At 51.4% G+C, this 23,065-nt stretch carries 23 protein-coding genes, 4 pseudogenes and 1 riboswitch; of the genes and pseudogenes, 24 read left to right on the forward strand and 3 right to left on the reverse strand.

Features of this window, described 5'->3' with window-relative positions:
- From PACILC2_RS16790 to PACILC2_RS16865, 17 genes and pseudogenes are all read left to right on the forward strand, one after another.
- Positions 1-383, forward strand: a 383-nt coding sequence (locus tag PACILC2_RS16790; protein ID WP_213529666.1) for a glycosyltransferase, incomplete at its 5' end; no start/stop codon positions are given.
- A gap of 837 nt (positions 384-1,220) precedes the next feature.
- Positions 1,221-1,676, forward strand: a complete 456-nt coding sequence (locus PACILC2_RS16795; protein ID WP_213529668.1) for a hypothetical protein — start codon at positions 1,221-1,223, stop codon at positions 1,674-1,676.
- Positions 1,677-1,884: 208 nt separating this feature from the next.
- Positions 1,885-2,903: pseudogene (locus PACILC2_RS16800) on the forward strand (glycosyltransferase family 2 protein).
- A 3-nt stretch (positions 2,904-2,906) separates the two neighbouring features.
- Positions 2,907-3,377: a glycosyltransferase gene (locus PACILC2_RS27120; RefSeq protein WP_244863579.1), complete on the forward strand. Its 471-nt coding sequence runs from the start codon at positions 2,907-2,909 to the stop codon at positions 3,375-3,377.
- 14 nt (positions 3,378-3,391) lie between these two features.
- Complete coding sequence (locus PACILC2_RS27125) at positions 3,392-3,829, forward strand: glycosyltransferase family protein (RefSeq protein WP_244863580.1); 438 nt, start codon at positions 3,392-3,394, stop codon at positions 3,827-3,829.
- Positions 3,830-3,848: 19 nt separating this feature from the next.
- The gene (locus tag PACILC2_RS16810; RefSeq protein WP_213529670.1) at positions 3,849-4,580 is read left to right on the forward strand and encodes a sugar phosphate nucleotidyltransferase; all 732 of its coding nucleotides are present in this window, start codon (positions 3,849-3,851) and stop codon (positions 4,578-4,580) included.
- Between the two features lie 33 nt (positions 4,581-4,613).
- Positions 4,614-5,171 (forward strand): dTDP-4-dehydrorhamnose 3,5-epimerase, encoded by a 558-nt coding sequence (gene rfbC / locus PACILC2_RS16815; protein WP_213529672.1) that lies wholly within the window; start codon positions 4,614-4,616, stop codon positions 5,169-5,171.
- Between the two features lie 5 nt (positions 5,172-5,176).
- Positions 5,177-6,202, forward strand: a complete 1,026-nt coding sequence (gene rfbB, locus PACILC2_RS16820; RefSeq protein ID WP_213529674.1) for a dTDP-glucose 4,6-dehydratase — start codon at positions 5,177-5,179, stop codon at positions 6,200-6,202.
- On the forward strand, positions 6,195-7,076 hold the full coding sequence (gene rfbD / locus PACILC2_RS16825; RefSeq protein WP_244863581.1) for a dTDP-4-dehydrorhamnose reductase: 882 nt from the start codon (positions 6,195-6,197) through the stop codon (positions 7,074-7,076). Before rfbB ends, rfbD begins: the two co-directional genes overlap by 8 nt.
- Positions 7,054-7,998, forward strand: coding sequence for a glycosyltransferase family 2 protein (locus tag PACILC2_RS16830; RefSeq protein WP_213529676.1), 945 nt, complete (start codon positions 7,054-7,056; stop codon positions 7,996-7,998). The genes rfbD and PACILC2_RS16830 overlap by 23 nt, the downstream gene beginning before the upstream one ends.
- Before the next feature lie 69 nt (positions 7,999-8,067).
- A pseudogene (locus tag PACILC2_RS16835) lies at positions 8,068-9,462 on the forward strand (undecaprenyl-phosphate glucose phosphotransferase); the annotation flags it as partial.
- Complete coding sequence (locus tag PACILC2_RS16840) at positions 9,463-10,386, forward strand: glycosyltransferase family 2 protein (RefSeq protein ID WP_213529692.1); 924 nt, start codon at positions 9,463-9,465, stop codon at positions 10,384-10,386.
- 99 nt (positions 10,387-10,485) lie between these two features.
- On the forward strand, positions 10,486-11,274 hold the full coding sequence (locus tag PACILC2_RS16845) for a hypothetical protein (protein ID WP_213529677.1): 789 nt from the start codon (positions 10,486-10,488) through the stop codon (positions 11,272-11,274).
- Entirely contained in the window at positions 11,217-12,941 is a 1,725-nt protein-coding gene (locus tag PACILC2_RS16850; RefSeq protein ID WP_213529679.1) for an S-layer homology domain-containing protein, read from the forward strand. Before PACILC2_RS16845 ends, PACILC2_RS16850 begins: the two co-directional genes overlap by 58 nt.
- A 158-nt stretch (positions 12,942-13,099) precedes the next feature.
- On the forward strand, positions 13,100-13,690 hold the full coding sequence (locus PACILC2_RS16855; protein WP_213529681.1) for a TetR/AcrR family transcriptional regulator: 591 nt from the start codon (positions 13,100-13,102) through the stop codon (positions 13,688-13,690).
- Between the two features lie 7 nt (positions 13,691-13,697).
- Positions 13,698-14,045 carry a DMT family transporter gene (locus PACILC2_RS16860; RefSeq protein ID WP_062490045.1) on the forward strand — a complete coding sequence of 116 codons (348 nt, stop codon included), beginning with the start codon at positions 13,698-13,700 and terminating at the stop codon, positions 14,043-14,045.
- Positions 14,046-14,112: 67 nt separating this feature from the next.
- Positions 14,113-14,433: a DMT family transporter gene (locus PACILC2_RS16865; RefSeq protein ID WP_062490048.1), complete on the forward strand. Its 321-nt coding sequence runs from the start codon at positions 14,113-14,115 to the stop codon at positions 14,431-14,433.
- 105 nt (positions 14,434-14,538) lie between these two features.
- On the opposite strand, the gene PACILC2_RS16870 is transcribed toward PACILC2_RS16865, so the two are convergent.
- Positions 14,539-14,808, reverse strand: a complete 270-nt coding sequence (locus tag PACILC2_RS16870; RefSeq protein WP_213529683.1) for a putative signal transducing protein — start codon at positions 14,806-14,808, stop codon at positions 14,539-14,541.
- Between the two features lie 164 nt (positions 14,809-14,972).
- Between PACILC2_RS16870 and PACILC2_RS27130 the strand changes: the two are divergent.
- Positions 14,973-15,074, forward strand: a pseudogene (locus PACILC2_RS27130) (glyoxalase superfamily protein); the annotation flags it as partial.
- A 126-nt stretch (positions 15,075-15,200) separates the two neighbouring features.
- Positions 15,201-15,369, forward strand: a riboswitch (cyclic di-AMP (ydaO/yuaA leader).
- A 138-nt stretch (positions 15,370-15,507) separates the two neighbouring features.
- Positions 15,508-15,864 carry a Na-translocating system protein MpsC family protein gene (locus PACILC2_RS16875; protein ID WP_213529685.1) on the forward strand — a complete coding sequence of 119 codons (357 nt, stop codon included), beginning with the start codon at positions 15,508-15,510 and terminating at the stop codon, positions 15,862-15,864.
- A 15-nt stretch (positions 15,865-15,879) separates the two neighbouring features.
- Here the strand turns inward: PACILC2_RS16875 and PACILC2_RS16880 are convergent, their stop codons facing one another.
- Positions 15,880-16,746, reverse strand: a complete 867-nt coding sequence (locus PACILC2_RS16880) for a YitT family protein (RefSeq protein ID WP_062490055.1) — start codon at positions 16,744-16,746, stop codon at positions 15,880-15,882.
- Between the two features lie 92 nt (positions 16,747-16,838).
- Positions 16,839-17,294 carry a MarR family winged helix-turn-helix transcriptional regulator gene (locus PACILC2_RS16885; RefSeq protein ID WP_062490057.1) on the reverse strand — a complete coding sequence of 152 codons (456 nt, stop codon included), beginning with the start codon at positions 17,292-17,294 and terminating at the stop codon, positions 16,839-16,841.
- A gap of 143 nt (positions 17,295-17,437) precedes the next feature.
- Here PACILC2_RS16885 and PACILC2_RS16890 point away from each other — a divergent pair, with 143 nt between their 5' ends.
- The 5 genes and pseudogenes from PACILC2_RS16890 to PACILC2_RS16910 all read left to right on the forward strand — a co-directional run bounded on the left by PACILC2_RS16890 (position 17,438) and on the right by PACILC2_RS16910 (position 22,706).
- Positions 17,438-18,280: a DUF72 domain-containing protein gene (locus PACILC2_RS16890; RefSeq protein WP_213529686.1), complete on the forward strand. Its 843-nt coding sequence runs from the start codon at positions 17,438-17,440 to the stop codon at positions 18,278-18,280.
- 118 nt (positions 18,281-18,398) lie between these two features.
- Positions 18,399-19,231: pseudogene (locus PACILC2_RS16895) on the forward strand (aldo/keto reductase).
- 167 nt (positions 19,232-19,398) lie between these two features.
- Positions 19,399-19,824, forward strand: a complete 426-nt coding sequence (locus tag PACILC2_RS16900) for an RrF2 family transcriptional regulator (RefSeq protein ID WP_062490064.1) — start codon at positions 19,399-19,401, stop codon at positions 19,822-19,824.
- 55 nt (positions 19,825-19,879) lie between these two features.
- Positions 19,880-20,191 carry a thioredoxin gene (trxA, locus tag PACILC2_RS16905; protein ID WP_062490066.1) on the forward strand — a complete coding sequence of 104 codons (312 nt, stop codon included), beginning with the start codon at positions 19,880-19,882 and terminating at the stop codon, positions 20,189-20,191.
- 160 nt (positions 20,192-20,351) lie between these two features.
- Positions 20,352-22,706, forward strand: coding sequence for an S-layer homology domain-containing protein (locus PACILC2_RS16910; RefSeq protein WP_213529688.1), 2,355 nt, complete (start codon positions 20,352-20,354; stop codon positions 22,704-22,706).
- The last annotated feature ends 359 nt before the right edge of the window (positions 22,707-23,065 follow it).

Genomic DNA, 23,065 nt, shown 5'->3' on the forward strand with positions numbered 1-23,065 from the left:
TCAAGAATGTAATCCTCGAAGAACGTTTTTTAAGACAGACTGAGATGGCTGAACTATATCAAGACTATGGTGTTTTTCTTAACCCTACCCGATGGGATTCCCAAGGGGTGTCCAGGGATGAAGCCATGTCTTCTGGACTCGTTCCTGTAACCAATTCCGTATCTGCTGTTCCGGAGTTTGTTGATGAAAATTGTGGTATGCTTGTAGAGAAAGAGGATTATAAAGGACTGGCGGAAAGTATTAAATGGTTATATATGAATCCAGAAAAGTATCGCGAACTATCCAAGCAGGCTGCCAAAAGGGTACGAAGCCAGAGCGGAGCCGATAATACGATTGACAAGGAAATATTATTAATTGAGAATTCAGTTGTTATAAAGGAATGAAAAACATACATGCTGAATAAGCAGTCGATAGGAACCAGGGAAGTCATTGTATTATTTGTCATGCTGGTAGCCTTCTTGTTTTTCTCTTTAAGCTTTCTGGTAACCTTTGCGGATGCAAGTAATGTTATTCAATCATCTTTTGGGACATTGGGCCTGCTTGGCGGAGTTTTTCTTTTGTCGTTGATCCTTGCTTTTTTATTAATAAGCTTAAACCATTCAATTTTCTATGTTTATTGCTTGTTATTGGAGGAGTTCTCCGCTTATTTTGGATTATCAGAGTGGATACCCATCCTGTTTCTGATTTTCAGATTATGTACCAGGCAGCTGTAAAGGTTGCACAAGGGGATTTTACTGTTTTTACCAACCATCCTTACTATGAAAGGTGGCCTTACCAAGTAGGGTTCACCTTATACCAGGTCGGGGTTATAAAACTATTTGGAGATTCACTATTTGTTTTGAAGTTTTTCAATATAATGTTTAGCTTGGGGACGGCAGTGATCGTTTATTATATTGCGCGAGCGTTATTTAATGAATTTTGCGGGAAAATGGCTTCTTTGATGTATGTTTTTTATATCCCGTTTATTATTATGTGCTCGGTGCTGACAAATCAGCATTTGTCTACATTTTTTATGCTTTAGGCGTATATTTTGCTACTCGCCCTACAGTAAAACACAGTTGGCTTTATATCGGCCTATGTTTTGGAATAGGCAATTTAATAAGGCCATTGGGTAGTTTTTATATCGGATTATTGATAGTTTACTTCGTGTTTTTTTCTGTCTACCTTCTATGCGAAGCGAAAGGAAGCAGTGGATCAAAAAAGTACTAGGTGTTCTGGCTGTGTACCTGATTTTGCAACAAATCGTTACGTTTGGTTACGCTGTTGCGAGAATCGCTCCATACCCATTGCCTAATAATGAACCTTATTGGAAATTTGTAACTGGTTTGAACGTATCGACAAATGGTAAATTCTCCAAAGCGGATAATGAATATGTTCATCAGTTTCCACTTGGAGAAGAGCGGAATCAGGCAGAATTACAATTAATCAAAGAAAGACTTCAGAATAAAAGTGAGTTACTAAAGTTGTTCTCTTCCAAATTTGATGAAATGTGGGGCGGCGGTGATATGTCAACGTTCTGGAGCATGGATAATACGGCTCAAAAAAGCTGGAGGATATACTTCGACGGTGCAGAGAGAATCATGTATCTCTTTGCAATTGGACTAAGTTGTGTTTCGGTGGCTTACTCGATTAGAAGTAATAATTATGCTCATTTTTTCTCTTGCTCATTATTTTAGGATATGCAGCACTACATTTGGTGATCGAAATTCAAACCAGGTATCGACATGATATAATACCCTTTATCTTTGCAGTAGGAAGCATGGGGATACAGGTAATCTATCAATGTTTAATTGTAACCAAAGCTTCGTTCTCAAGGGACAAGACTGAGTCACCTGGCATAAATCAACGAAGTGTATAAAAGTTTGAATGATAAGGAGAAATCAAATGTTTCGATATGGTGGAGACCTTCCGATTCTCACAATTGTTGTCCCATGCTTTAACGAAGAAGAAGTTTTAGCGGAAACCACAAAAAGATTAAACGCCGTCATTGATCAGCTTGTTCGGAAGCGTCTGGTGTCTGACAGAAGTTCGATCCTGTACGTCGATGACGGTAGCAGAGACAGAACTTGGGATTTGATTTGCGAACTTGGCTCCAGAACACCGAGAGTAAAGGGACTGAAGCTTGCGAAGAATGCAGGGCATCAAAACGCTTTATTGGCAGGGCTTCAAGCATCGGTGCACCATTCTGATTGCGTCATTTCTATAGATGCCGACTTGCAGGACGATGTCAATGCCATTCAAGAGTTTATACTGAAATTCCATGAGGGTTTTGAGGTTATTTATGGAGTTCGAAGTAGCCGTGATAAAGATACATTCTTTAAGAGGAATTCGGCTCTTTGCTTTTACCGGTTCATGAAAATGATGGGTGTCAATCTGGTACACAATCACGCTGATTACCGCTTGCTCAGCCACAGGGCACTAACACATCTGCTAGATTATAAGGAAGTTAATTTATTTCTCAGAGGAATTGTTCCCTTAATTGGTTTTAAATCAACAAATGTGTATTATGAAAGACAAGAAAGGTTTGCTGGAGAGTCTAAATATCCTCTGAAAAAATGATAACATTCGCGTTAGAGGGTATCACATCTTTCAGTATATACCCTATTCGATTTGTCACCTTTTTAGGAGCAGTCATTTTTCTGCTGAGTCTGATTGCCGGAGTGTACGGGTTGCTCTCGAATCTGTTTGGAAGAACGGTGAGCGGATGGACTTCATTAATCCTTTCCATTTGGTTTTTGGGTGGTATCCAACTGGTAGGATTAGGGCTTTTAGGTGAATATATTGGGAAAATCTACTTAGAGGTCAAAAGGCGCCCCAAGTATGTTGTTGAAATCGATCCCTTTTCACAGGTAAACCCATCGATAGAACCGGACAATAAGAATGAACTGATTCATACGAGGTGAGTCTTGAGTAAAGTTCAAATTTTGTTGTCGACATATAATGGGGCCCCTTTTATAGCCCAGCAGATTGAAAGCATCCTGAACCAGTCGTATAAGAATTGCGAGTTGTTCATTCGGGATGACGGGTCAACGGATCAAACAGTTTCAATTATCGATAACCTGTCAATTCGTAATCCAGGCAGGATCCGCCTGATCAAGGAGTGTAATATAGGAGTTATCGGCAGCTTTTTCCAACTATTATTAAAATCCGATCCGTATGCCGAATATTTTAGTTTCTGCGATCAGGATGATATTTGGCTGCCAGATAAGGTTGGAAGAGCGGTCGAACACCTGGGAAAACATGACGGTAAAACACCGGCAATGATGTTTACATCTACCTGGATTACGGATGCGGATCTTAGACCTTTAACCATCTGGCCGAGCCTGCCACGGAGGGAACCATCTTTTTCAATGCGTTGGTACAGAATATCGCGGTAGGAGCAACCATTACAATGAACAAGGCAGCCCGTGATTTGCTTTGCGCTAATCTGCCTCGTACCAATCAAATTATTATGCATGATTGGTGGGCGTATTTGTGTATCTCAGCTTTTGGAAAAGTTCACTTTGATGCTGAACCATCCATTTTATATCGGCAGCATAATTTAAATGTTGTTGGGGGAGAAAGAAACACTGTCGATATGCTTCGGAGAAAGTGGAGAAGCTTCCGCAGGAACCGAGGTGCACATCTTCTTTACAAACAAGCTATGGAGTTCAACCGGATCTTCGGCTCGCAGTTGGAGGGTGATAGCCGGCATCAATTGAATCTTTTTCTTGCCCCCCGAGAAAAGTTTTTTCAACGTTTAAGATTCTTATCTCATACCAAGCTGTACAGGCAAACAATAAAAGAAGAACTCCTCTTTCGATTGCTGGTGGTTATGGGTCATATTTGATTAAATGGGAGGGTTTTCCTTGAAAGGCATCATTCTCGCAGGCGGGACAGGTTCCCGCCTTCGTCCTTTAACCAAGGTGACGAACAAGCATCTCCTTCCTGTCGGCAAGTATCCGATGATCTTTCATGCGATTGCAAAGCTGAAGGAAGCGGGAATTGGCGATATACTCATCGTGACGGGCAGGGAACATATGGGGGATGTGGTGAACTTGCTCGGCAGCGGGCGGGAGTTCGGCGCATCCTTCACGTACAAGGTGCAGGATGAGGCGGGGGGCATCGCGGAGGCGCTCGGGCTGGCCGAGCAGTTCGCGTGCGGCGAGCGGGTCGTGGTCATCCTTGGAGACAATATTTTCGCCGATTCGGTCGTCCCGTATATCGAGAAGTTCAAGCGGCAAGAGAAAGGGGCGAAAATCCTCATTCGCCAGGTCGAGGACCCAAGCCGGTTCGGTGTTCCGGAGCTGGAAGGGGACCGTATTGTGTCAATCGAGGAGAAGCCGGCGCAGCCGAAAAGCGATTATGCGGTTACCGGGATTTATATGTACGACAGCAGGGTGTTCGACATTATCCGCACACTTCGGCCTTCGGCGCGCGGAGAATTGGAGATTACCGATGTGAACAATGCCTATATCAAAACCGGAGAGTTAACATTTGATATTTTACAAGGATGGTGGACCGATGCCGGTACGCATGCCTCGCTCACGAAGGCAAATGAATTGGCGCGTACAGTCAATCTGGATCATCTGTTCCAGTAAATATAAATAAATGAATCGGACCGGAGGAATACGATGAAGATTACCGATACGAAGCTGCAAGGCATCAAGCTGATCGAACCGACGGTTCACCGCGATCATCGGGGCTTCTTCATGGAAAGTTACAATGAACGAGCGTTGAGGGAAGCGGGCATTACGTGTACATTCATCCAGGATAACCATTCGTTGTCTCGTGAAGCAGGCGTTATTCGGGGACTTCATTATCAATTGCATCCGATGGCCCAATCGAAGCTCGTGCGTGTAATCAGCGGCGCGATCTACGATGTCGTGGTGGACATCCGGCGCGGATCGCCGACATTCGGCCAGTGGGAAGGCTTTATTCTGTCGGCAGGCAATTTCCGGCAGCTGTTCGTGCCGCAAGGCTTCGCTCACGGCTTTTGCACGCTCGTGCCCGATTGTGAGGTGCTATACAAGGTCGACGCCTATTATTCGGCCGAACACGACCGGGGCATCGCATGGGACGATCCCGCTCTCGGCATCAATTGGCCGGTTAGCCAGCCTGTTCTATCCGCCAAGGATGCGAATCATCCGCGTCTATCGTCGGCAAAAATCAATTTTCAATACGAAGGGTGAGGTGCATGAAGGTTGTCGTAACCGGGGGTGCGGGATTTATCGGCAGCAACTTTATCCGCTACATGCTGGCGCATTATCCGCAGGATGAAGTCATCAATGTGGATGCGCTGACCTATGCCGGCAATCCGGAAAATTTGGCGGATGTCGAGTCGCATCCTGCGTACCGTTTTGTAAAGGCGGACATCGCGGATCGTACAGCCATTGAACCTCTCTTCGCGGAAGGGGTCGATGCGGTCGTCAATCTCGCGGCGGAGTCTCATGTCGATCGAAGCATCATGCAGCCGGACTTGTTCGTTCGAACGAATGTGCTGGGGACGCAGACGCTGCTCGAGCTGTCCAGACAATACGGCGTGCGCAAATTCGTTCAGGTATCGACGGACGAAGTGTACGGAACGCTCGGGGATACCGGTCTGTTTACGGAACATACGCCGCTTCGGCCCAACAGCCCTTATTCCGCCAGCAAGGCGGGAGCTGACTTGCTCGTGCGCGCTTATTACGAAACGTACGGTTTGCCTGTCAATATCACCCGCTGCTCGAACAATTACGGCCCTTACCAATTTCCCGAGAAGTTAATACCGCTCATGATCCATAACGCCTTGCAGGACAAGCCGCTTCCAGTGTACGGAGACGGACTGAACGTCCGCGATTGGCTCTATGTGGAGGATCATTGCCGGGCTCTTGACCTGGTTCTGCGCCAGGGACGGGACGGCGAGGTGTACAATATCGGCGGTCATAATGAGCGAAATAATCTGCAGGTTGTGCGTACGATATTGGCCGAATTGAACAAGCCGGAGTCGCTTATCCGGTTCGTTGCCGACCGTCCGGGCCATGATCGCCGCTACGCGATCGATGCGAGTAAAATCCGCAAGGAGCTCGGATGGACGCCGCAATATGACTATGAAAGCGGCATTCGGGCTACTATCCGCTGGTACCGGGATCACACCGAATGGATGGAACGGGTCATATCCGGGGACTACCGCCAATATATGGCGAAGCAGTACGGCGATCGGCTGGGTGGCGGCGATGAGTAGAGACGGTCTGCACATCCTCGTTTCCGGGGCGGGCGGCCAGCTTGGCCGGGAATTGGTGGGCATAAAGGTTCCTCCCAGCGTGAAAGTAACCGGTATGAGCCGTAAGGAATGGGACGTGACCGATCTGAACCGCTGCCGGGAAGTAACGTCGATGCTTCGTCCAGACGTTATCATCCACTGCGCGGCATATACGGCTGTCGACCGGGCGGAGTCCGATCCCGATGACGCTTACCGCATCAATGCGGAGGGAACGCGCAATGTGGCCGTTGCAGCTCGCGAAGCCGGAGCGAAGCTTGTCTATATCAGCACGGACTATGTATTCGACGGGCAATCGAATGTTCCGTACAAGGAGGACGATGAGCCGAATCCGCAAACGGTGTACGGCAAGTCGAAATGGGCTGGCGAGCAATTTGTCCAATCGCTTCATGATCGGTATTTTATTGTACGAACGTCATGGGTGTATGGTCGTTACGGCAGCAACTTTGTGAAAACGATGTTGAAGCTTGGCCGCGAAAAGAAGCGGCTGACCGTCGTGCATGACCAGATCGGATCGCCGACGTATACGCTGGATCTGGCCCGCTTTTTGCTGGAACTGTCGCAGACTGACTTCTATGGCGTTTATCACGCGACGAATCGGGGCGCTTGTTCCTGGTACCAGTTTGCGAAGGCTATATTTGAAGAAAGCGGAATGGAGGTTGAGGTCGAGCCGTGCACGACAGCGGAATTTCCGAGACCGGCTCCCCGTCCGCCGTATTCCGTGCTCGATCATGCGCAGATCCGGATGCAAGGATTCGGCGACATGCGGCCGTGGCGCGAAGCGCTGCGCCATTTCTTAAAGGATGATGGAAGCGATGAAGTCAAGACCGACCGTTAGTGTCAGTATCGTCACCTATAACAGTGCCGAAGATATTGCTTCCTGTCTGGAAGCGGTGCTGGGGCAAACATACCCGATCGAGCGGATCGTCGTCGTCGATAACCGTTCGTCCGACGGCACGATGAGCGTATTGGAACGGTTTCGGGACCGGATTCAGATTATTGCGAATAAAGATAATACGGGCTTTGCGGGGGGACAGAATCTCGGCATTGGCGCAACCGGCTCCGATTACGTGCTGGTGCTCAATCCGGATGTCATGCTCGAACCGGATTATGTGGAAACGATCATCGGCGTCATGGAAGCGAATCCCGATATCGGCAGCGCGACGGGCATGCTGGTGCGGATGTCAGCGGGAGATGTGATCGACAGTACGGGACTTGTGCTCAACCTGACCAGGCGGGCGCGCGACCGCGGGGCCGGCGAACCTTCGGAAAGATGGCAGGATCAAGGGGAAGTATTCGGTGTGTCAGGGGCGGCTGCGGTCTATTCGCGGCGAATGATCGACGATATTTCGATTAATGGGGAATTTTTCGACTCATTCTTTTTCGCGTACAAAGAAGATGTCGATGTAGCCTATCGGGCCAAACGTCTCGGATGGAAAGCAATGTATGTGCCGTCGGCAAGGGCACTGCACAAGAGGGGATGGAAGGAAGGGGGCCGCCGAGCGATCCCCTTGTTCGTCCGGCGGCATTCTTATCAGAATCAATTTTTCGTCTGGATCAAAAATGAGACGTTCACGCCGCAATTCGCGCTGACGTTGCCCGTACTTCTTGTTCTGGAACTGCTGCGGCTCGGCTATATTCTGGTCCGTGAGCCGGGGCTGCTCGCCTGTTGGCTTACGATCGCAAGAGCGTTCCCTGATATGCTGCGCAAAAGAAAAGAAATTAGCCGCCGAGCGAAGCGGAAGGCGCGCATCTGGTAAAAAGCGGGGTTGGTTCGTTTTCCTCTATTTGCTACAATAATAGAGTAGAAGAGAGAAGAAGGTGATGGCATGATTCGGCAGAACCAGAGATTTTTGACGCAAATCTATGTTTTGGCGGATCTGTTCGTCATGCTCTGCGTTTTTTTCGCCTCGTACTGGCTGAAGTTCCAGAGCGGATGGATCGAGCATTACAATACGCTGCCATTTAAAAACTATTTGATGTGGGGAACGATTTACGCCTTCGCCACCGTTCTGATCGGATTCTATGCCGGTTTCTATGCACCCAAGCGGCGAAAGCGTTTCTCCTACGACATATGGAAGATTATCCAGGTGCATGGCCTGAGCGCACTGCTGCTGCTCAGTTTGTTATATTTGGCGAAAGAAGTACATATTTCCCGGTCGTTCCTGGCCATATTCTTTATGGTCTCCGTCGCAGCAACCATGGTATATCGATATGCGGTCAAAATGCTGCTGTTCTGGTTCCGGCGCAAAGGCTACAACAAGAGGTTCGTTCTGATTCTCGGAGCGGGATCGGTAGGGCGGAGCTTCTATGAAAGCTTGCAGCAGCATCCCGAGCTGGGCTACGAGGTGCTCGGTTTTCTTGACGATTATCAGACAGAGCACGACGAAGAATACCGGCATTACAAACCGATTATCGGGACGCTGGACGATCTGGAAAGATGTCTGGAAGGGAAAATGGTCGACGAGGTCGTGATCGCCTTGCCGCTGAAGGCGCATGCGAAGTACGCCCGCATCATTGCTTTGTGCGAAAAGAGCGGCGTCAAGACGCTGATCATTCCCGATTTCTTCGACTTGCTGCCTGCTCGGCCGTTCTTCGATAACTTTGCCGGCATGCCGATGATCAATATTCGAGACGTTCCGCTGGACGAGCTAAGCAACCGGATTTTGAAGCGAACCTTCGATATTGTGTTCTCGATTATGGCGATTATCGTAACGTCCCCTGTGATGCTGCTCATTGTCGCCGGCATCAAGCTGACATCGCCCGGGCCGGTCATTTTCAAGCAGGAGCGGATGGGACTGAACCGTCGTACGTTTAACATGTACAAATTTCGGACGATGCACGTCTCTCCCGCCGAAGTGTCGGACACGCAATGGACGGTTGAGAACGATCCGCGGCGCACGAAGTTCGGGGCCTTCCTCAGACGGACAAGCCTCGACGAGCTGCCGCAGTTTTTCAATGTGCTGCTCGGCCATATGAGCGTCGTCGGCCCGCGGCCGGAGCGACCGTATTTCGTCGATCAGTTCAAAGAGGAGATTCCGAAATATATGGTGAAACACCACATTCGCCCGGGCATTACGGGCTGGGCGCAAACGAACGGGCTGCGGGGGGATACCTCCATCCATGACCGGATCCGGCACGATCTGTTCTATATCGAGAACTGGAGCTTTCTGTTCGATCTCAAAATTATTGTGAAAACCGTTGTGAACGGTTTGGTTAACAAAATGCGTACTGACCGCAGCGAACCGGTCCGCGTTTCGGTCATTATTCCGACGTTGAATGCCGGCACCGAGTTAACCGAACTGATCGCCAGACTGAACGGCCAAACGGTGCCGCCGCATGAAATTATTGTCGCGGATTCCGCTTCTGAGGACGGTACGGCCGCTCGTGCGCGTCATGCAGGCGCGATTGTGCTGGACATTCCGCGCCGCGAGTTCAATCATGGCGGGACGCGCAACCGAGCCGCAGCGGCCGCTTCCGGCGATGTGCTGATGTTCATGACGCAGGACGCGCTGCCCCATAACGAACGGCTCATCGAAGAATTGACGGCGCCGCTGCGAGACCCGCTTGTCGCGTATGCCTATGCCCGCCAGCTTCCCCGTGCCGATGCGGGCTTGCTTGAGCGGACGAGCCGGACGTTCAACTACCCGCCGGAACCGGCAAGGAAGACGAAAGCGGATATTCCGCGCCTCGGGCTGAAAACGTTCTTCTGTTCGAACGTTTGCTCCGCGATACGAAGGGACGTCTTTGAGAAGATGGGTAGGTTCCCGGAACCGGTCATGTTTAACGAGGATCTGTTCATGGCTGCGCGCTGTATCCTGCAGGGGTACGCGATCGTCTACGCCGCGAAAGCGGAGGTGGTGCATTCGCATGACTATACCGCGTTGCAGCAGCTTCGCCGCTTCTACGACAACGGCGTCTCGATGCGCGAGCAGGACTGGATTTTGCCGTATGCGAAGGTCGGCAAGGAAGGTTCTCGGCTTGTCCGGCGGCAGCTGGAGGCGATTCGGGAAGAGCGCCGATGGGGGCTGCTTCCGGGATTGCTGCTGGAGTCGGCCGCGAAGCTGATCGGCTTCCGGCTCGGGCAGTCCCATCGCAAGTTGCCGTCTTTCGTCAAGCGAATGTTCGGCTTGCGTGACGGTTACTAAACTGTGAATAAGAGGAAAAACAAGTTAGTTTATAATCATTGAGCTCATTTATTAATGAACTAACTCTTATTAGGGAGGCCAATATGAAAAATTTGTTTAATGTTAGCGCTATTAGTAGTCTTTTCTATCTTCCCTCAAACTGCAATGGGTGCTTCCTTCAATGAAGGAGACTTATCAAATAACCACGTTACTGTAACGGATTCAGTTTATGATATTTATGCAACGTTAGGGACATTACCAACTTTATATGCTGGGCTGAATGCTTTTCATAGTGACCATGAATCGTATATGTGGTTCCATCGGAAAGCAACTTTCAATCCATCTGCTTTGCCAGAAAATGTTAATTTAATTGCTTTTGAACATACTTACAACAGGACCGTTATGGATGAGCTTATTGGTAAAGTAGCCGATATTTATTCTGAAAACCCAAACGCACAATTTAATTTTTATGTCGATGATCTTCGTGTGCAGTTTATATTGCAGATGTTTGTTGCGAATGGTCTACCTGAATCGCAATACAAAGTCTACTTGTTGTCTGACGGAACAGGGTCCTATAGTATTTTTAAAAGCCTTTTCGAACAAGAGAATTCCTTTGTAAGCTGGGAGACGTATAAAAATGAATATGAAAATAGAAAGACCTTGATTCAAGCGGGAGAAACAGACGTTATAAATACTGACAATAATACAGAACTACAAAAGAGTATGTACTATGTATCCCAATATCCTAATGTTCAATATTGGATGCAATTCCCGGAGTTATTAAGGAGTAACGACCCCCGAGTAGCGGAAGAAATTAAGAAAATGAACGTTGTCAAAAAATGCCCTATGATATGTTTGCTTCATTGTCGGACGAAAAGAAAGAGGAATTTGCTAAAGCCGTTGGCATAGACAAAGCTAAATTCGATAAACTGTTTTATTCAGATAAACCAAGCCTGATTATATCGGGCACAAGTCTCGCTGGGGAACAAAATGGTTTTGAGAAAGTCGTGAAACAAATTGTTAAGGATTTTGGGGATACATATAAATTATTTTTCAAACCACATCCGGCTTTCGACCCAGTGTCACATGGTGAGTTGGTAAAATTAAAAAGAAAAGAATTCCTTGACAGCCTGGGGATTACTTTGCTGCCGGCCCAACTTCCGATGGAAGCGTTAATGTGGGCGTATCCTGAAGTGAAAATTGGCGGATATTCAAGTACTTTATATATGTCTACTTCTAAAGAGCAGACTGTGTTTTTTATTGCAAATAGCCCGGATGATTTAATTGCTCCATTAAATGAATTATATCAAATGGGTCATTTCGGAGATGCAAAATTTTATAAGATCAATCCGGATTCTGAGCAAGAACCGGAACCGAATCCGAATCCGGAACCGAACCCGAATCCGGAACCGAACCCGAGCCCGAATCCGATCCCTAGTCCAGCGCCAATCCCGGTACCTGGATCAAATAACGGGAAAGTAATTACAACTCAAGATATTCTCTCTCAGGATGGCGAATCGATCGTTCTCGAGGCTGATAGCAAAGGACAAGTCGCATTTCCGACTCATGTTGTTAAAACCATATTGGATAATAAAAAATCCGTAAATATTTCTTTTGGCGATGTAACGGTTACGCTGACAGATGAATGGTGGCATTATGCACAATCATTGCTGGGAACTGATGGCTCTCAACTGCAGTTCGGAGTGGCTCCGATAAGCTCGGATGATGCCGATAAGTTACTAAATACTGTAAATGCTAGAACTCCGCAGGCAAATATGCAGAATGCTGGTGGTATTTTCAAAATCGACCTTTCCATTCTCGGGAACGGTGGCAAAGAAACAAAAATAACGACACTAGACAAACCCATTGTCATTACACTTCCTGTTGGAGAAGGTATCAATCGCAATCTAACCGGTATATATATTGTTTCGGATAATGGGGATGCACAATATGTAGGCGGTAAAGTAACCGAAGAAGGTATTCAAACAGTAATAAATAAGATTGGTAATTTTGCGGTATTGAATTATAATAAAACCTTTGTAGACGTTAACGGATCGCATTGGGCTGATGAAGCTATACAATCTCTTGCTGCAAAACATATTTTAAAGGGGACTGGCAGCAATACATTTACGCCGGAAGCCCGTGTAAGCCGTGCGGAATTTGCAGCTGTACTGGTGCGTTTGTTGGGTCCGGAGAATGAGGGGAATTTATCTCATCCATTTGTCGATATCGGGACTGACAAGTGGTATGCTCCCGAGGTGGCGATTGCCTATAATACTGGACTGATTAAAGGCGTGTCGTCTGAACAATTTGCTCCTGATGCATCTCTTACTCGGGAAGAAGTAGCTGTAATGATCGCACGATTGTACCATAAGTTGAACGGAACAGTGCCGGCACGTTCAGCCCAAACGAATCTGACAGACATGGAAGATATCAGTTCATGGGCGAGAAATGATGTCGAAGCGGTAATTGCGCTAAATATTATGCAGGGCGATGGGACGGCGTTCAGGCCGAAGGGCTCTATAACTCGAGCTGAGATTGCTCAAGTAATTCATAATTTCTTGCAACTGAAGTAATGGATGTGTAAACGAGCAATTGTTTGCTGGTTTTTCCGGCGAACATTGCTCGTTTTTTGTTTGATACAAAGTACATTTGACTTTTCCACCGTCACCCGCTACAATCAAAACCAAAACTAACTAACGTTCGTTAGTTAGTGATACAAGGAGGCGTAAACGTGAATGACGGACAGACGGCTCATCGTCTCAAGCAGGCGGCGTTGACGGCATTTCTGGAATCGGGGTATGAAGGCGCTTCGCTGTCCGCTATCGCCAAGCAGGTCGGCATCCGGACGCCGTCGATTTATGCCCATTTCAATTCCAAGGAACAGCTTTTCCTGGAGCTGCTGAACGATGTCATCCAGGAAGAGCTGGCGAATTATACGGCTTTGGTGGAACGGGTGTCGAATCGGCCGATCAAGGAGCAGCTGCGCGCTGTTTTTGACTTTTTTACCGATCTGGACCATATTTCGAGCGGCCAGGCGTTTCTGAAACGGACGATGATGGTGCCGCCGAAGCATCTGAAGGAGCAGCTGCATCGGCTGTTTCTGGCGCATGAGGCCGAGCTTGTCCGTTATCTTGCCGACATACTGGAGAAGGGGATGGGCGAGAATGTGCTGGTCAGGCAGGATACCGGGCGGATGCTGGCGCTGTTTTTCGCTTTGACCGACGGCATGCTCGTCGAACACGAGTTGTACGATTCCCGCCTGTATCGGGAGCGGCAGGAAATCGCCTGGAGCTGGCTATGGCAAATATGGACGAAGGAGTGACGATTCGATGGCATGGATCTATTTGCTGCTGGCCGGTCTGATGGAAGTGGTCTGGGCATTCGGGCTCAAACTGTCCGAAGGCTTCACCCGGCCTGTGCCCGGCGTGTTGACGGTTATCGGGCTGGTTGCAAGCTTTGTGCTGTTCGCCAAGTCGCTCAAGAGGATTGAAATCGGTACGGCTTATGCCGTTTTTACCGGCATCGGGACGGCGGGTACGGTGCTGGTCGGCATCCTCTTTATGCAAGAGTCGGCGGATTGGCCCAAACTATTCTTCATCGCGCTGCTGATCGGCGGCATTGTCGGACTGAAGATGATCTCCGGCGACAAAGCCGAAGCGGGACACGAGCAAGGGTGACGGAGGCGTTGTCGGTTTCTGGCTGTACGAGGGCGTACATTGATTTTACGAACGAGGGGGTGGCGTTATGGCTTGGTTCATTTTATTTTTATCCGGTTTGGGGGAAGTCGGGATGGTGACGTTCTTGAAGCTGTCCGACGGGTTTACCAAATGGAAGGGGACGGTCGGCACGATCATTTTCGGCGGGCTCAGCTTTTCTCTGCTGTCCAAGGCGATGGTCGAGATTCCGATCAGTACGGCATATGGCGTATGGACCGGCATTGGCGCCGCCGGCAGCGTGCTGCTCGGTATGGTGCTGTTTCGGGAATCGAAGGATTGGCGCAAGGTGCTGTTTATCGCGATGATTATAGGAGGCGTCATCGGGCTCAGGATGGTAGGAGCCGATTAAGCTGATCGACGAGAAGGGGGGCGATCTTGCCCGAAGCGCATAAGAGAGCAGCGTCCCGCCGGCTTCCGGCGGGACGCTTGAATGAGGCGATGACGGAGGTGTACATTATTTCAACTGCGCTTCGAACTCTTCAATCAGCGATTTGGCCTGTTCCGCCGATTTCTTCGGAACATGGAGCTGCATCAGCTGCTGCCCTTCGCCGGAAATCCGGGTTTTGATGCCGCTTTCTTTCAGGTGAGCCTGCAGGCTGTACAGCTTCTCGGTCCTTGCGCCTGTCTCGGTGCGAATGGATACCCAACCTCCGCTTGCTCTGGCGATAAGCCAGACGATCAGGCCGATGACGACAACGGCTACAATGATCCACAATACGAGCATGCGAACCCTACACCACCTTGAACAGAATGGATAACGGACTGTTTTTGCTCTCGCCACATTCTATTCGGCTTGCCCCGGAAAACATGACAGGAAAGTTACCGGGCAGCTCGTTCGACTCCCCTAAAGCATCGTGGAAATAAAGAACGTTTTGACGCTATGCGCGTCCCGGGATCGAAACTGCGCCCTGGCATTCGCGGGAAGTGACGGTTATCGATCCTTCCGGCAACCGGATTATATTTTACGAGCGGTCGGAAAAGGCGGGCTAATGCTTGTTTGTCACGTTTGCTGTCGTTTCGGCATATAATGGATTATGCGGTTGGTGTCCGCCGATTTGATATTTTCGATGAAATCGGTTATAATCAGGGGCACCCTTACTTTTCTAAATTTTCATACAACTGCATATGCTGAATTCCCTGAACAGGGAAACGGGGGAACCATCGAATCCGTCCGCGTCGCCGCGGCGGTTTCCCGGGGTGAATCCTTCCTGCGCGCAGCGCGGAAGGTAGGGCACTCTCAAGCCCGAATCCGACAGCTAACCTCGTAAGCCGATTGAGAGAACCGCGATCGCGCTTAGTAGCGACCGGCTCATTTGCCGATTGACGATAAGCCCGTGCGCAGAGTTTCTCTGCCTCGGTGTTTTGTCGTCGTACGGACAAGGGGGATATCGTGCCGAATGCCGAACAGAAGGAGGAGTTGAAGATGCTGGACAGACTGAGCGCCAGAATCGAAGAGTTGTACCGTCGCTGCATACGGGAACGGTCGGGCTTTGTGCCGGAAGGCGTCGACGCCCGTATTATCCGCAATCATCTAGTCATCATAGCCGATCACAGACCTGCCGCGAGCAGGGCGCTGGCCGTCGGCGAGACGGCAACTTCATGCTCGCGGCGGGACGGGGCGGTGCGCTATCCGTTCCAGCTCCGGCTGAAAGAGCAGCTTGAGGAACTGACCGGATGCACCGTAACATCCATCCAATCGGATATCGCCATCGATACGGGCGGCATGATGGAGCTGGTGCATTTTGACCGCGATCTGGAAAGCGCGCTGATCAGCGATTGAGAACCGGCGGCTGCCTCAGTGGATCGCGCTTTTCTGGAAGTTGCCGCCCATAACGTCGGCGACATGCTCGATAGCGATGAAGGCCTTGCTGTCAATGTCCTGCACGATCGCTTTCAGCTTGGCCACTTCGAGGCGGGTAACGACGCAATAGATCATTTGCGTATCTTCTTTGCTGTATCCCCCTCTTGCTTGTATGAATGTGGTGCTGCGGCCGAGGCGGTCGATGATCGCCTGAGAAATTTCCTCGTATTCGCTTGAAATTATGGTAACCGACTTGGACTCGTTCAATCCTTCGACGACGATATCGATCAATTTGAACGCGATATAGTAAGTAAAGATCGAATACATCGCCGAATCCCATCCGAACACGAACCCGGCAATAATGAAAATAACGACGTTAATGATCATGATCAGCTGACCGACCGGCATCCGGGTTTTCTTGGCCATCAGAATCGCCACGATTTCGGCTCCGTCGAGCGAACCGCCGAACCGGATCGTCAATCCGACGCCGACGCCGAGAATGACCCCGCCGAACAAGACGGCCAGCAGATGATCCTCGGTGAACGGCTCCGCATGGTGAAGCAGCACGGTCGTCAGCGACATGATGCCGATGCCGTACAACGTGGAGAATGCGAACGTCTTCCCGATTTGCTTGAAACCGAGGAGCAGGAACGGCAGGTTGATAAAGAACAAATATACGCCCAGCGGCAGGTCCGTCAGCTTGGACAAAATGATCGATACCCCGGCGATGCCCCCGTCAATAATATGATTCGGAACGAGGAACAACTCCAGCGCTACCGCCATCAAGACTGCGCCGAGCGTTATGAACACGAATTTTAAAACATAATCGGTAAAGGTTAATTTCTTGTGCGTTCTGGCCATCCGATTTCCTCCTTCTTTCTTGATTTCCGGCCATGCGACCCCGTTACATACAATCGTGCAGGTTCGCTTTGTTTCTTTGCCGACTATCTGGCTTACTGATCCTGTCCTTTGTCAAAATAGAGAAACGCTTTGTCAAGAAGCTGCGCCAACCGTTTGCTGTCCTCCTCTCCTAAAAATTCGACAAGCCCTTCGAGCGAATGGAGAAGCTTGCGTTTCGCTTTATTCGCAATCTGCATGCCTTCCTTCGTCAACCGAATGCGGACAACCCTTCTGTCGGCCGGGTCGGATGAGCGTTCGATGAGACGCTTGCTTTCGAGCTCCTTCAGCAGCTGGGTAACGGTCGGCGAAGTGACCCGCAGCATATGGCTGATCTCGGATACTTTCAACCCGGGTCCTCCATGCTCTGCCCCTTCGCCGATCGCCAGAATCAGCATAATTTCGCTGGGCTTGAAGCCGGGGAGCGAACGGTGCCACTGCGTGCGGTTAAATTGCGTCAACGACTGCAGCAGCTGCTTCACGATTTTGTTGCCGATTTTGCTATCGCTCATACGTACCCCCCTTTTATTTCGGTGCTAAAACATTTCCGAACCAATTTATTAGGCAACCTAATTATAAAAAGGAGAGACAGCGCTTGTCAAGGAAGGGATCCGATCGATACAATGGATAGAAAATGGCATGCGGAGGATTTGACGTGATCTTAATCGGCTTGACAGGATGGGGGGATCATCCGACGCTGTACCCCGACAAGGAATCGGCGCGGCACAAGCTTGCGGCGTACAGCCGCGTTTTCCGGACGGTGGAGGTGGACAGCTCGTTCTATGCGGTGCAGCCGGTTCGCAATATGGAGAAGTGGACGGCCGAGACGCCGCCGGATTTCCGGTTTGTCGTCAAAGCTTACCAGGGGATGACCGGGCACGCCCGCGGCGGTGTGCCTTTCGAGGGAGACGACGCCATGTACGGGGCATTCCTGGAATCGCTTGCGCCGATGCGCGAGGCGGGAAAACTGCTAGCGGTTCTGTTTCAATATCCGCCGTGGTTCGATTGCACCCGCGAACATGTCGGCCTGCTGCGGGCGGCGAAGGCGAGAATGGGAGATGTTCCGTGCGCGCTCGAATTTCGGCATCAAAGCTGGTTCGCGCCGCAGATGCGGGAGCGTACGCTTGCGTTTATGCGCGAAGAAGGGTGGATCCATAGCGTTTGTGACGAGCCGCAGGCGGGGGAAGGCTCGGTGCCGATTGTGGAAGAAGCGACCGACCCGGCCCTGACGATCGTCCGTTTTCACGGCCGCAATGCGGCCGGCTGGCAGTCCGGCGGAAGGCCGGACTGGCGGGAGGTGCGCTATTTGTACCGCTACCGCACGGAGGAACTGGCCGAATGGGCGGAACGGCTTCGCCGGCTCGAGCGGCAATCGCAACAAATTTGCGTCCTGTTCAACAATAATTCCGGAGGCGACGCGGCCGATAATGCGCGTGAAATGTCCCGTTTGCTCGGCCTTGAACCGCCGGAGCCTTCAGGCCAGCTGAGTCTGTTCTGACGAAAACGGCGGACCGGATATCGGCTGCGGACTTTTTATTGACCGGTTATGGTGGTAAGATGTAAAAGTAGTCATTTTTTTGAAATACCATTTTGATCAAGCAGGAGGGATTTTATCGATGCCATTCCCAACTTCGATAGCTGAAGCGACCGTACTACATAATGGCGTGCGTATGCCTTGGCTCGGCCTTGGCGTATGGAAGACGCAAAACGGGCAGGAGACAGTCGATGCGGTTACGGCTGCGATCCGTAACGGTTACCGGGCAATTGATACCGCGGCGATATACAAAACGAAGAGAGCGTAGGCCGGGCTATTGCCGAGAGCGGCGTGAACCGGAACGAGCTGTTCATTACGACCAAAGTGTGGAACGATGATCAGGGATACGATTCGACGTTGCGCGCGTTCGACAAGAGCCGCGAGCTTCTCGGCCTGGACGTCATCGACCTGTACCTGGTTCACTGGCCGGGCAAGGATAAATTCAAGGAGACGTACCGCGCCCTCGAGACGCTCTACAATGACGGTAAAGTGCGGGCGATCGGCGTCAGCAACTTCAAGGTTCACCACCTGGAAGAGCTGATGGGCAGCTGCAATATCAAGCCGATGGTCAACCAGGTCGAATTCCACCCGCTGCTCACCCAGAAAGAGCTGCTGAACTTCTGCCGCAAACACAGCATCCAGCTGGAAGCATGGAGTCCGCTGATGCAAGGGAACCTGGACATTCCGCTGCTCAAGGAACTGGGGGATAAGTACGGCAAAACGCCGGCCCAGATCGTCCTTCGCTGGGATCTCCAGCATGGCGTTGTCACGATTCCGAAATCGGTTCACGAGCACCGCATCAAGGAAAATGCCGACGTGTTCGACTTCCAGTTGAGCGACGCGGAAATGGAGGCTATTGACGGACTGAATCAGGACAAACGGTTCGGTTCGGATCCCGACGAGTTTCTGTTCTAATTTATTTTTTATAGCTCACGGTTCGTTGTATCGTCGTTCGCTTGAGCCGCCGGAATACCGGCGGTTTCTTTATCACATAATGGGTAATGAGCATTTCAGCACATTTCGTTTGACATCGCTAACTGTAACTGATATTATTACAGTACAAAGCGGGGTGCCGTTCACGAATGAACAGCGAATTTACGATTGCCGTCCACAGTCTCGTTTTGCTGGCATATTTGCCGGAAAGGATGGCAACCAGTGAAACGATCGCAGTCAATGTCGGAACCCACCCGGCCCGCGTTCGCAAAGTGATGAGCTGTTTGCGCCGTGGCGGCTATGTCGATACGCGCGAAGGCTCGGGAGGCGGCTATTGGCTGACAGCACAACCTGCCGAGGTAACGCTGAAAGATATTTACCGCGTGATCGCGATCGGTTCGCTCATGCCCAACTGGTGTTCAGGCAATCCCGATGCGGACTGCATTGTCGGCTCCAACATGAAGGAAGTGATGTACGGCATTTTCTGTGCCGCTGAGCAGCGGCTGGAAAGCTACTTTGCCGGCATTACGATTGCCGATGTGCTGGCGCAGATTCGCGAATGCGAGCCGAAATAAGCGATGTGGCGGTGTTTCCATCTCAACCCACATTTTTAGGAGAGGATGATGTAAGATGGCAGTGGCATTGACGAAAGACAATTTTGCGAAAAGCATCGAAAACGGTGTTTCCATCGTCGACTTCTGGGCGCCCTGGTGCGGCCCTTGCAAAATGCAGCTTCCGATCGTAGAGGAGCTGGCAACCGAAATGGAAGGCAAAGCCGTTGTCGCCAAAGTCAACGTGGACGAAGAGCCGGAGATCGCTTCGCAATACGGCGTAATGAGCATTCCGACGCTCATTCTGTTCAAAGACGGACAGCCGGTTGACAAAATGGTCGGCGTTCAAAGCAAAGAAACGCTGAAATCGAAAATTCAAAGCCAACTGTAAAGCTTGAACACTCACGGCGCGGCAAGACAGCCCTTTCGTTCCTGATCAGGGGACAAAAGGGCTTTTTTTGCGGATTGGAAACGGGCGATGCAACTTTTGGCAACAAGTTTTCGTTAATGAAGAATAGCAAGCCATTCGTTTCGTAAGGGGGAATATTTCGGTGAGATCAAGTCGCAAGTGGTTGGCCGTAACCGTATCCGCCGCGCTGCTGGCTAGCGCGGTGCCGGCAGGGGCTTATGCGGAGAAGGCGGCATCTTCCGCGCAGGGAAGCTCGAGGGCCGAAGAACCGTCATCGCCGGAAGCGTCGGCGTCCCAGGCGGTCGCCGCCATGTCCAAGGCACAGGCGGAAGCGCTCGCCCGCAAACTGGTACATATTCCGGATGATTACAAGCTGCAAAGTGCCAACTACGGCAAGCAGATGTTTGATCCGAACGGCGAAGGCTTCAACGTCTGGAATTTGTATTTTGTGAAGAAGAAGGACGGCAAGCAGATTGCCTCCATTCAGGCCGGCATCAACGCTGACGAAAGCACGCTGGTGTCTTTCTCCTCGGACAATTATGATCCCGGAGCGGCACCGCCGTCCTATCCGCCCGAAGTCGACCGTACGGAAGCGCAGCAACTGGCGATGTCATTCATTCAATCCATTGCGCCTGCGCTGGTCGGCCAGATCGAACTCGATCCTTACTACGGCCAGCAGTTGAAGCCGCCGCTGAACGGCGATGTCGTTTACCTGTTCCGGTACAACCGGATCGTGAACGATCTGCCGTATGTCGAGAACTTTATCGATATTGAAGTCGACGGCGAAGGCCATGTCCGTTCGTATCGTCTGCAGTGGGAGAAGTCGGTCCGGTTCGAGAAGGCCGGAACGGTTCTGAATTCGGAGCAGGCGATTGCGAAGCTGCGGGCCGCCGCAAGCCCGGAGCTTGTCTACAAGCTGATCCGCAATACCGCGGGCCGAACGTCTCCTCAGCTCGCCTATGTGCTGAAGCCGGTGACGATCGACGCGGCAACGGGCGAAGTGATCAAGCCGCAGTACGAAGACGATTCTGCGCTGGAAGCGTCTCCGGTAAGCGCGAAACCGCTCGGCACGGCGCCCAAGGCGGGAGCGCAGCTGTCCAAAGAGCAGGCTGTGCAGACGGTGAAGGACGCGTTCGGGCTGCCGAAGGGAGCCGAATTGACCGGCAGCGACTATAACGAATACGAGGACGAGTATGAGGGCGTCTCCCGAGCGCAATGGAACTTGTCCTGGACGGTTAAGGAAAACGGCAAGGACAGCGGTTCCGTCTGGGCGAGCGTCGATTCCCGTACCGGGCAGATCCGGAATTACAGCGCCTATACGAACAGCAGACAGCAAGGCGGTAAAGGCGTGACATATGGCGAGGCGAAAGCGAAAGCTGTCGCAACGGTGAAGAAGCAGCTGCCCTGGCTCGCCGACCAGCTGTATTTGCGCGCTTCCGACGCGAAGCGCTATGAAGGCAAGACGCCCGAGGAAGTGGGCCAATACTATTTGGCATTCATCCGCAAAGTGAACGGGGCGCGGGTCGAATATGATTACGTCCATGTCGGTATCGATGCGGTCACCGGGCAGATCCGCGAATTTTCCGCGGATGTGAGAGATTTGGCGTATCCGGCCAAGCCGCAGCTGATCGGCGACGCGAAGGCGATCGACGCCTGGATGGATTACTACCGCGTCGAGCTGACTTATCAGAAGCAGCACAAGTACGAATGGAACGGCGAGCCGATTCCGGTCGAGAAATACCGGGTGCTGGTGGCGGCCGGTGAAATCAGGCCCGGCGAGGGAATTCCGGACGGTGAAACGAAGCTGGTCTACCGGCTGGTGCCGAAGACGGTCGACGAGCCGGTGTTCCTCGATGCGGAGTCGGGGCAATGGCGCAATCTGGAGACCGGAGAAGTCACCCAGCTGGAACTGCCGCAGGCAACCGATGTGGAAGGCCATCCGGCTCAGCGGGAGCTGGAATTGATGGTCGCCTACAGGGCGCTTGACCTGGAAGACGGGAAGGTCCGTCCCGAGGCGGTCATTACCCGGGGCGAGTTGATCAAGATGCTCGTCCTGTCGATGAATAGCGGCCGGCCGCCGCGCCTCTACGAGGCCGCATCGCAGGCCAAGGCGTCGTTCAACGACGTCGCCGCCGACTCCGAGCTGTTCGCCTATGTGGAAACGGCGGTACAGCAGAACCTGATCGACATTGGCGACGGCTCGTTCAATCCCGAGGGCAAAGTCGATCGCGAGGAGATGGCCGAATTGATCGTCCGGGCGCTCGGTTACAATACGCTGGCCAATCACGAGGAATTGTTCCGCATCGAATTCAGCGATGCGGCGAAGGTGGAGCGCAAAGGCCAGGCGGCCATTGCGATCGGCCTCGGCATTATGGATACGGTTGACGGCAAGTTCTTGCCGGACCGCGAAGTAACCCGCGGCGAAGCGGCGGCCTCGTTCTTCCGCTTCCTTCGCGTCAGCTCCGAGCTGCGGGAGGCGCCGCTGCGCAACGGGTAAATCCGGCACGGCGCGTGCATGGTGCGCGCGGCGGGCGTGGCGCGGTGCGCTGTGGGGCGTGCGGCTCGCGTGGTGCGATTAGCCTATGCTAAGGTGTGCGGTTGGCGTGGCGCGGGCGAGCGGGGCTCTGCGGGTGCGCTAAGGCGCGTGCGCTGGTCTGTCGGTATGCCCCGTCTTCCGTCTAATCGTCTCCGGTTGGTCGGTATGCCTCGTCTTCAGCGCCCCCGTCTCCCGGCAGATTGCTTTGGCGAAAATCCTGCAAAAGTGCAGGAATTTTGGTCCGAATAGATGAATATGGCGCAAAATCCTGCTAAAATACAGTAATTTTTGGGATTTTTTGCTTGGCTGGGGCTTGAACG

The organism is Paenibacillus cisolokensis (assembly GCF_018403665.1).
GTDB classification, from domain to species: domain Bacteria; phylum Bacillota; class Bacilli; order Paenibacillales; family Paenibacillaceae; genus Paenibacillus_AH; species Paenibacillus_AH cisolokensis.

Coding starts and splice junctions, on each gene's coding strand:
- PACILC2_RS27125 (WP_244863580.1), top strand. CDS start 3,392: ATGAACAAGGCAGCCCGTGATTTGCTTTGCGCTAATCTGCCTCGTACC.
- rfbC (WP_213529672.1), top strand. CDS start 4,614: ATGAAGATTACCGATACGAAGCTGCAAGGCATCAAGCTGATCGAACCG.
- rfbB (WP_213529674.1), top strand. CDS start 5,177: ATGAAGGTTGTCGTAACCGGGGGTGCGGGATTTATCGGCAGCAACTTT.
- rfbD (WP_244863581.1), top strand. CDS start 6,195: ATGAGTAGAGACGGTCTGCACATCCTCGTTTCCGGGGCGGGCGGCCAG.
- PACILC2_RS16830 (WP_213529676.1), top strand. CDS start 7,054: ATGAAGTCAAGACCGACCGTTAGTGTCAGTATCGTCACCTATAACAGT.
- PACILC2_RS16840 (WP_213529692.1), top strand. CDS start 9,463: ATGCGTACTGACCGCAGCGAACCGGTCCGCGTTTCGGTCATTATTCCG.
- PACILC2_RS16845 (WP_213529677.1), top strand. CDS start 10,486: ATGTTAGCGCTATTAGTAGTCTTTTCTATCTTCCCTCAAACTGCAATG.
- PACILC2_RS16850 (WP_213529679.1), top strand. CDS start 11,217: ATGTTTGCTTCATTGTCGGACGAAAAGAAAGAGGAATTTGCTAAAGCC.
- PACILC2_RS16860 (WP_062490045.1), top strand. CDS start 13,698: ATGGCATGGATCTATTTGCTGCTGGCCGGTCTGATGGAAGTGGTCTGG.
- PACILC2_RS16865 (WP_062490048.1), top strand. CDS start 14,113: ATGGCTTGGTTCATTTTATTTTTATCCGGTTTGGGGGAAGTCGGGATG.
- PACILC2_RS16870 (WP_213529683.1), bottom strand. CDS start 14,808: ATGCTCGTATTGTGGATCATTGTAGCCGTTGTCGTCATCGGCCTGATC.
- PACILC2_RS16875 (WP_213529685.1), top strand. CDS start 15,508: ATGCTGGACAGACTGAGCGCCAGAATCGAAGAGTTGTACCGTCGCTGC.
- PACILC2_RS16880 (WP_062490055.1), bottom strand. CDS start 16,746: ATGGCCAGAACGCACAAGAAATTAACCTTTACCGATTATGTTTTAAAA.
- PACILC2_RS16885 (WP_062490057.1), bottom strand. CDS start 17,294: ATGAGCGATAGCAAAATCGGCAACAAAATCGTGAAGCAGCTGCTGCAG.
- PACILC2_RS16900 (WP_062490064.1), top strand. CDS start 19,399: ATGAACAGCGAATTTACGATTGCCGTCCACAGTCTCGTTTTGCTGGCA.
- trxA (WP_062490066.1), top strand. CDS start 19,880: ATGGCAGTGGCATTGACGAAAGACAATTTTGCGAAAAGCATCGAAAAC.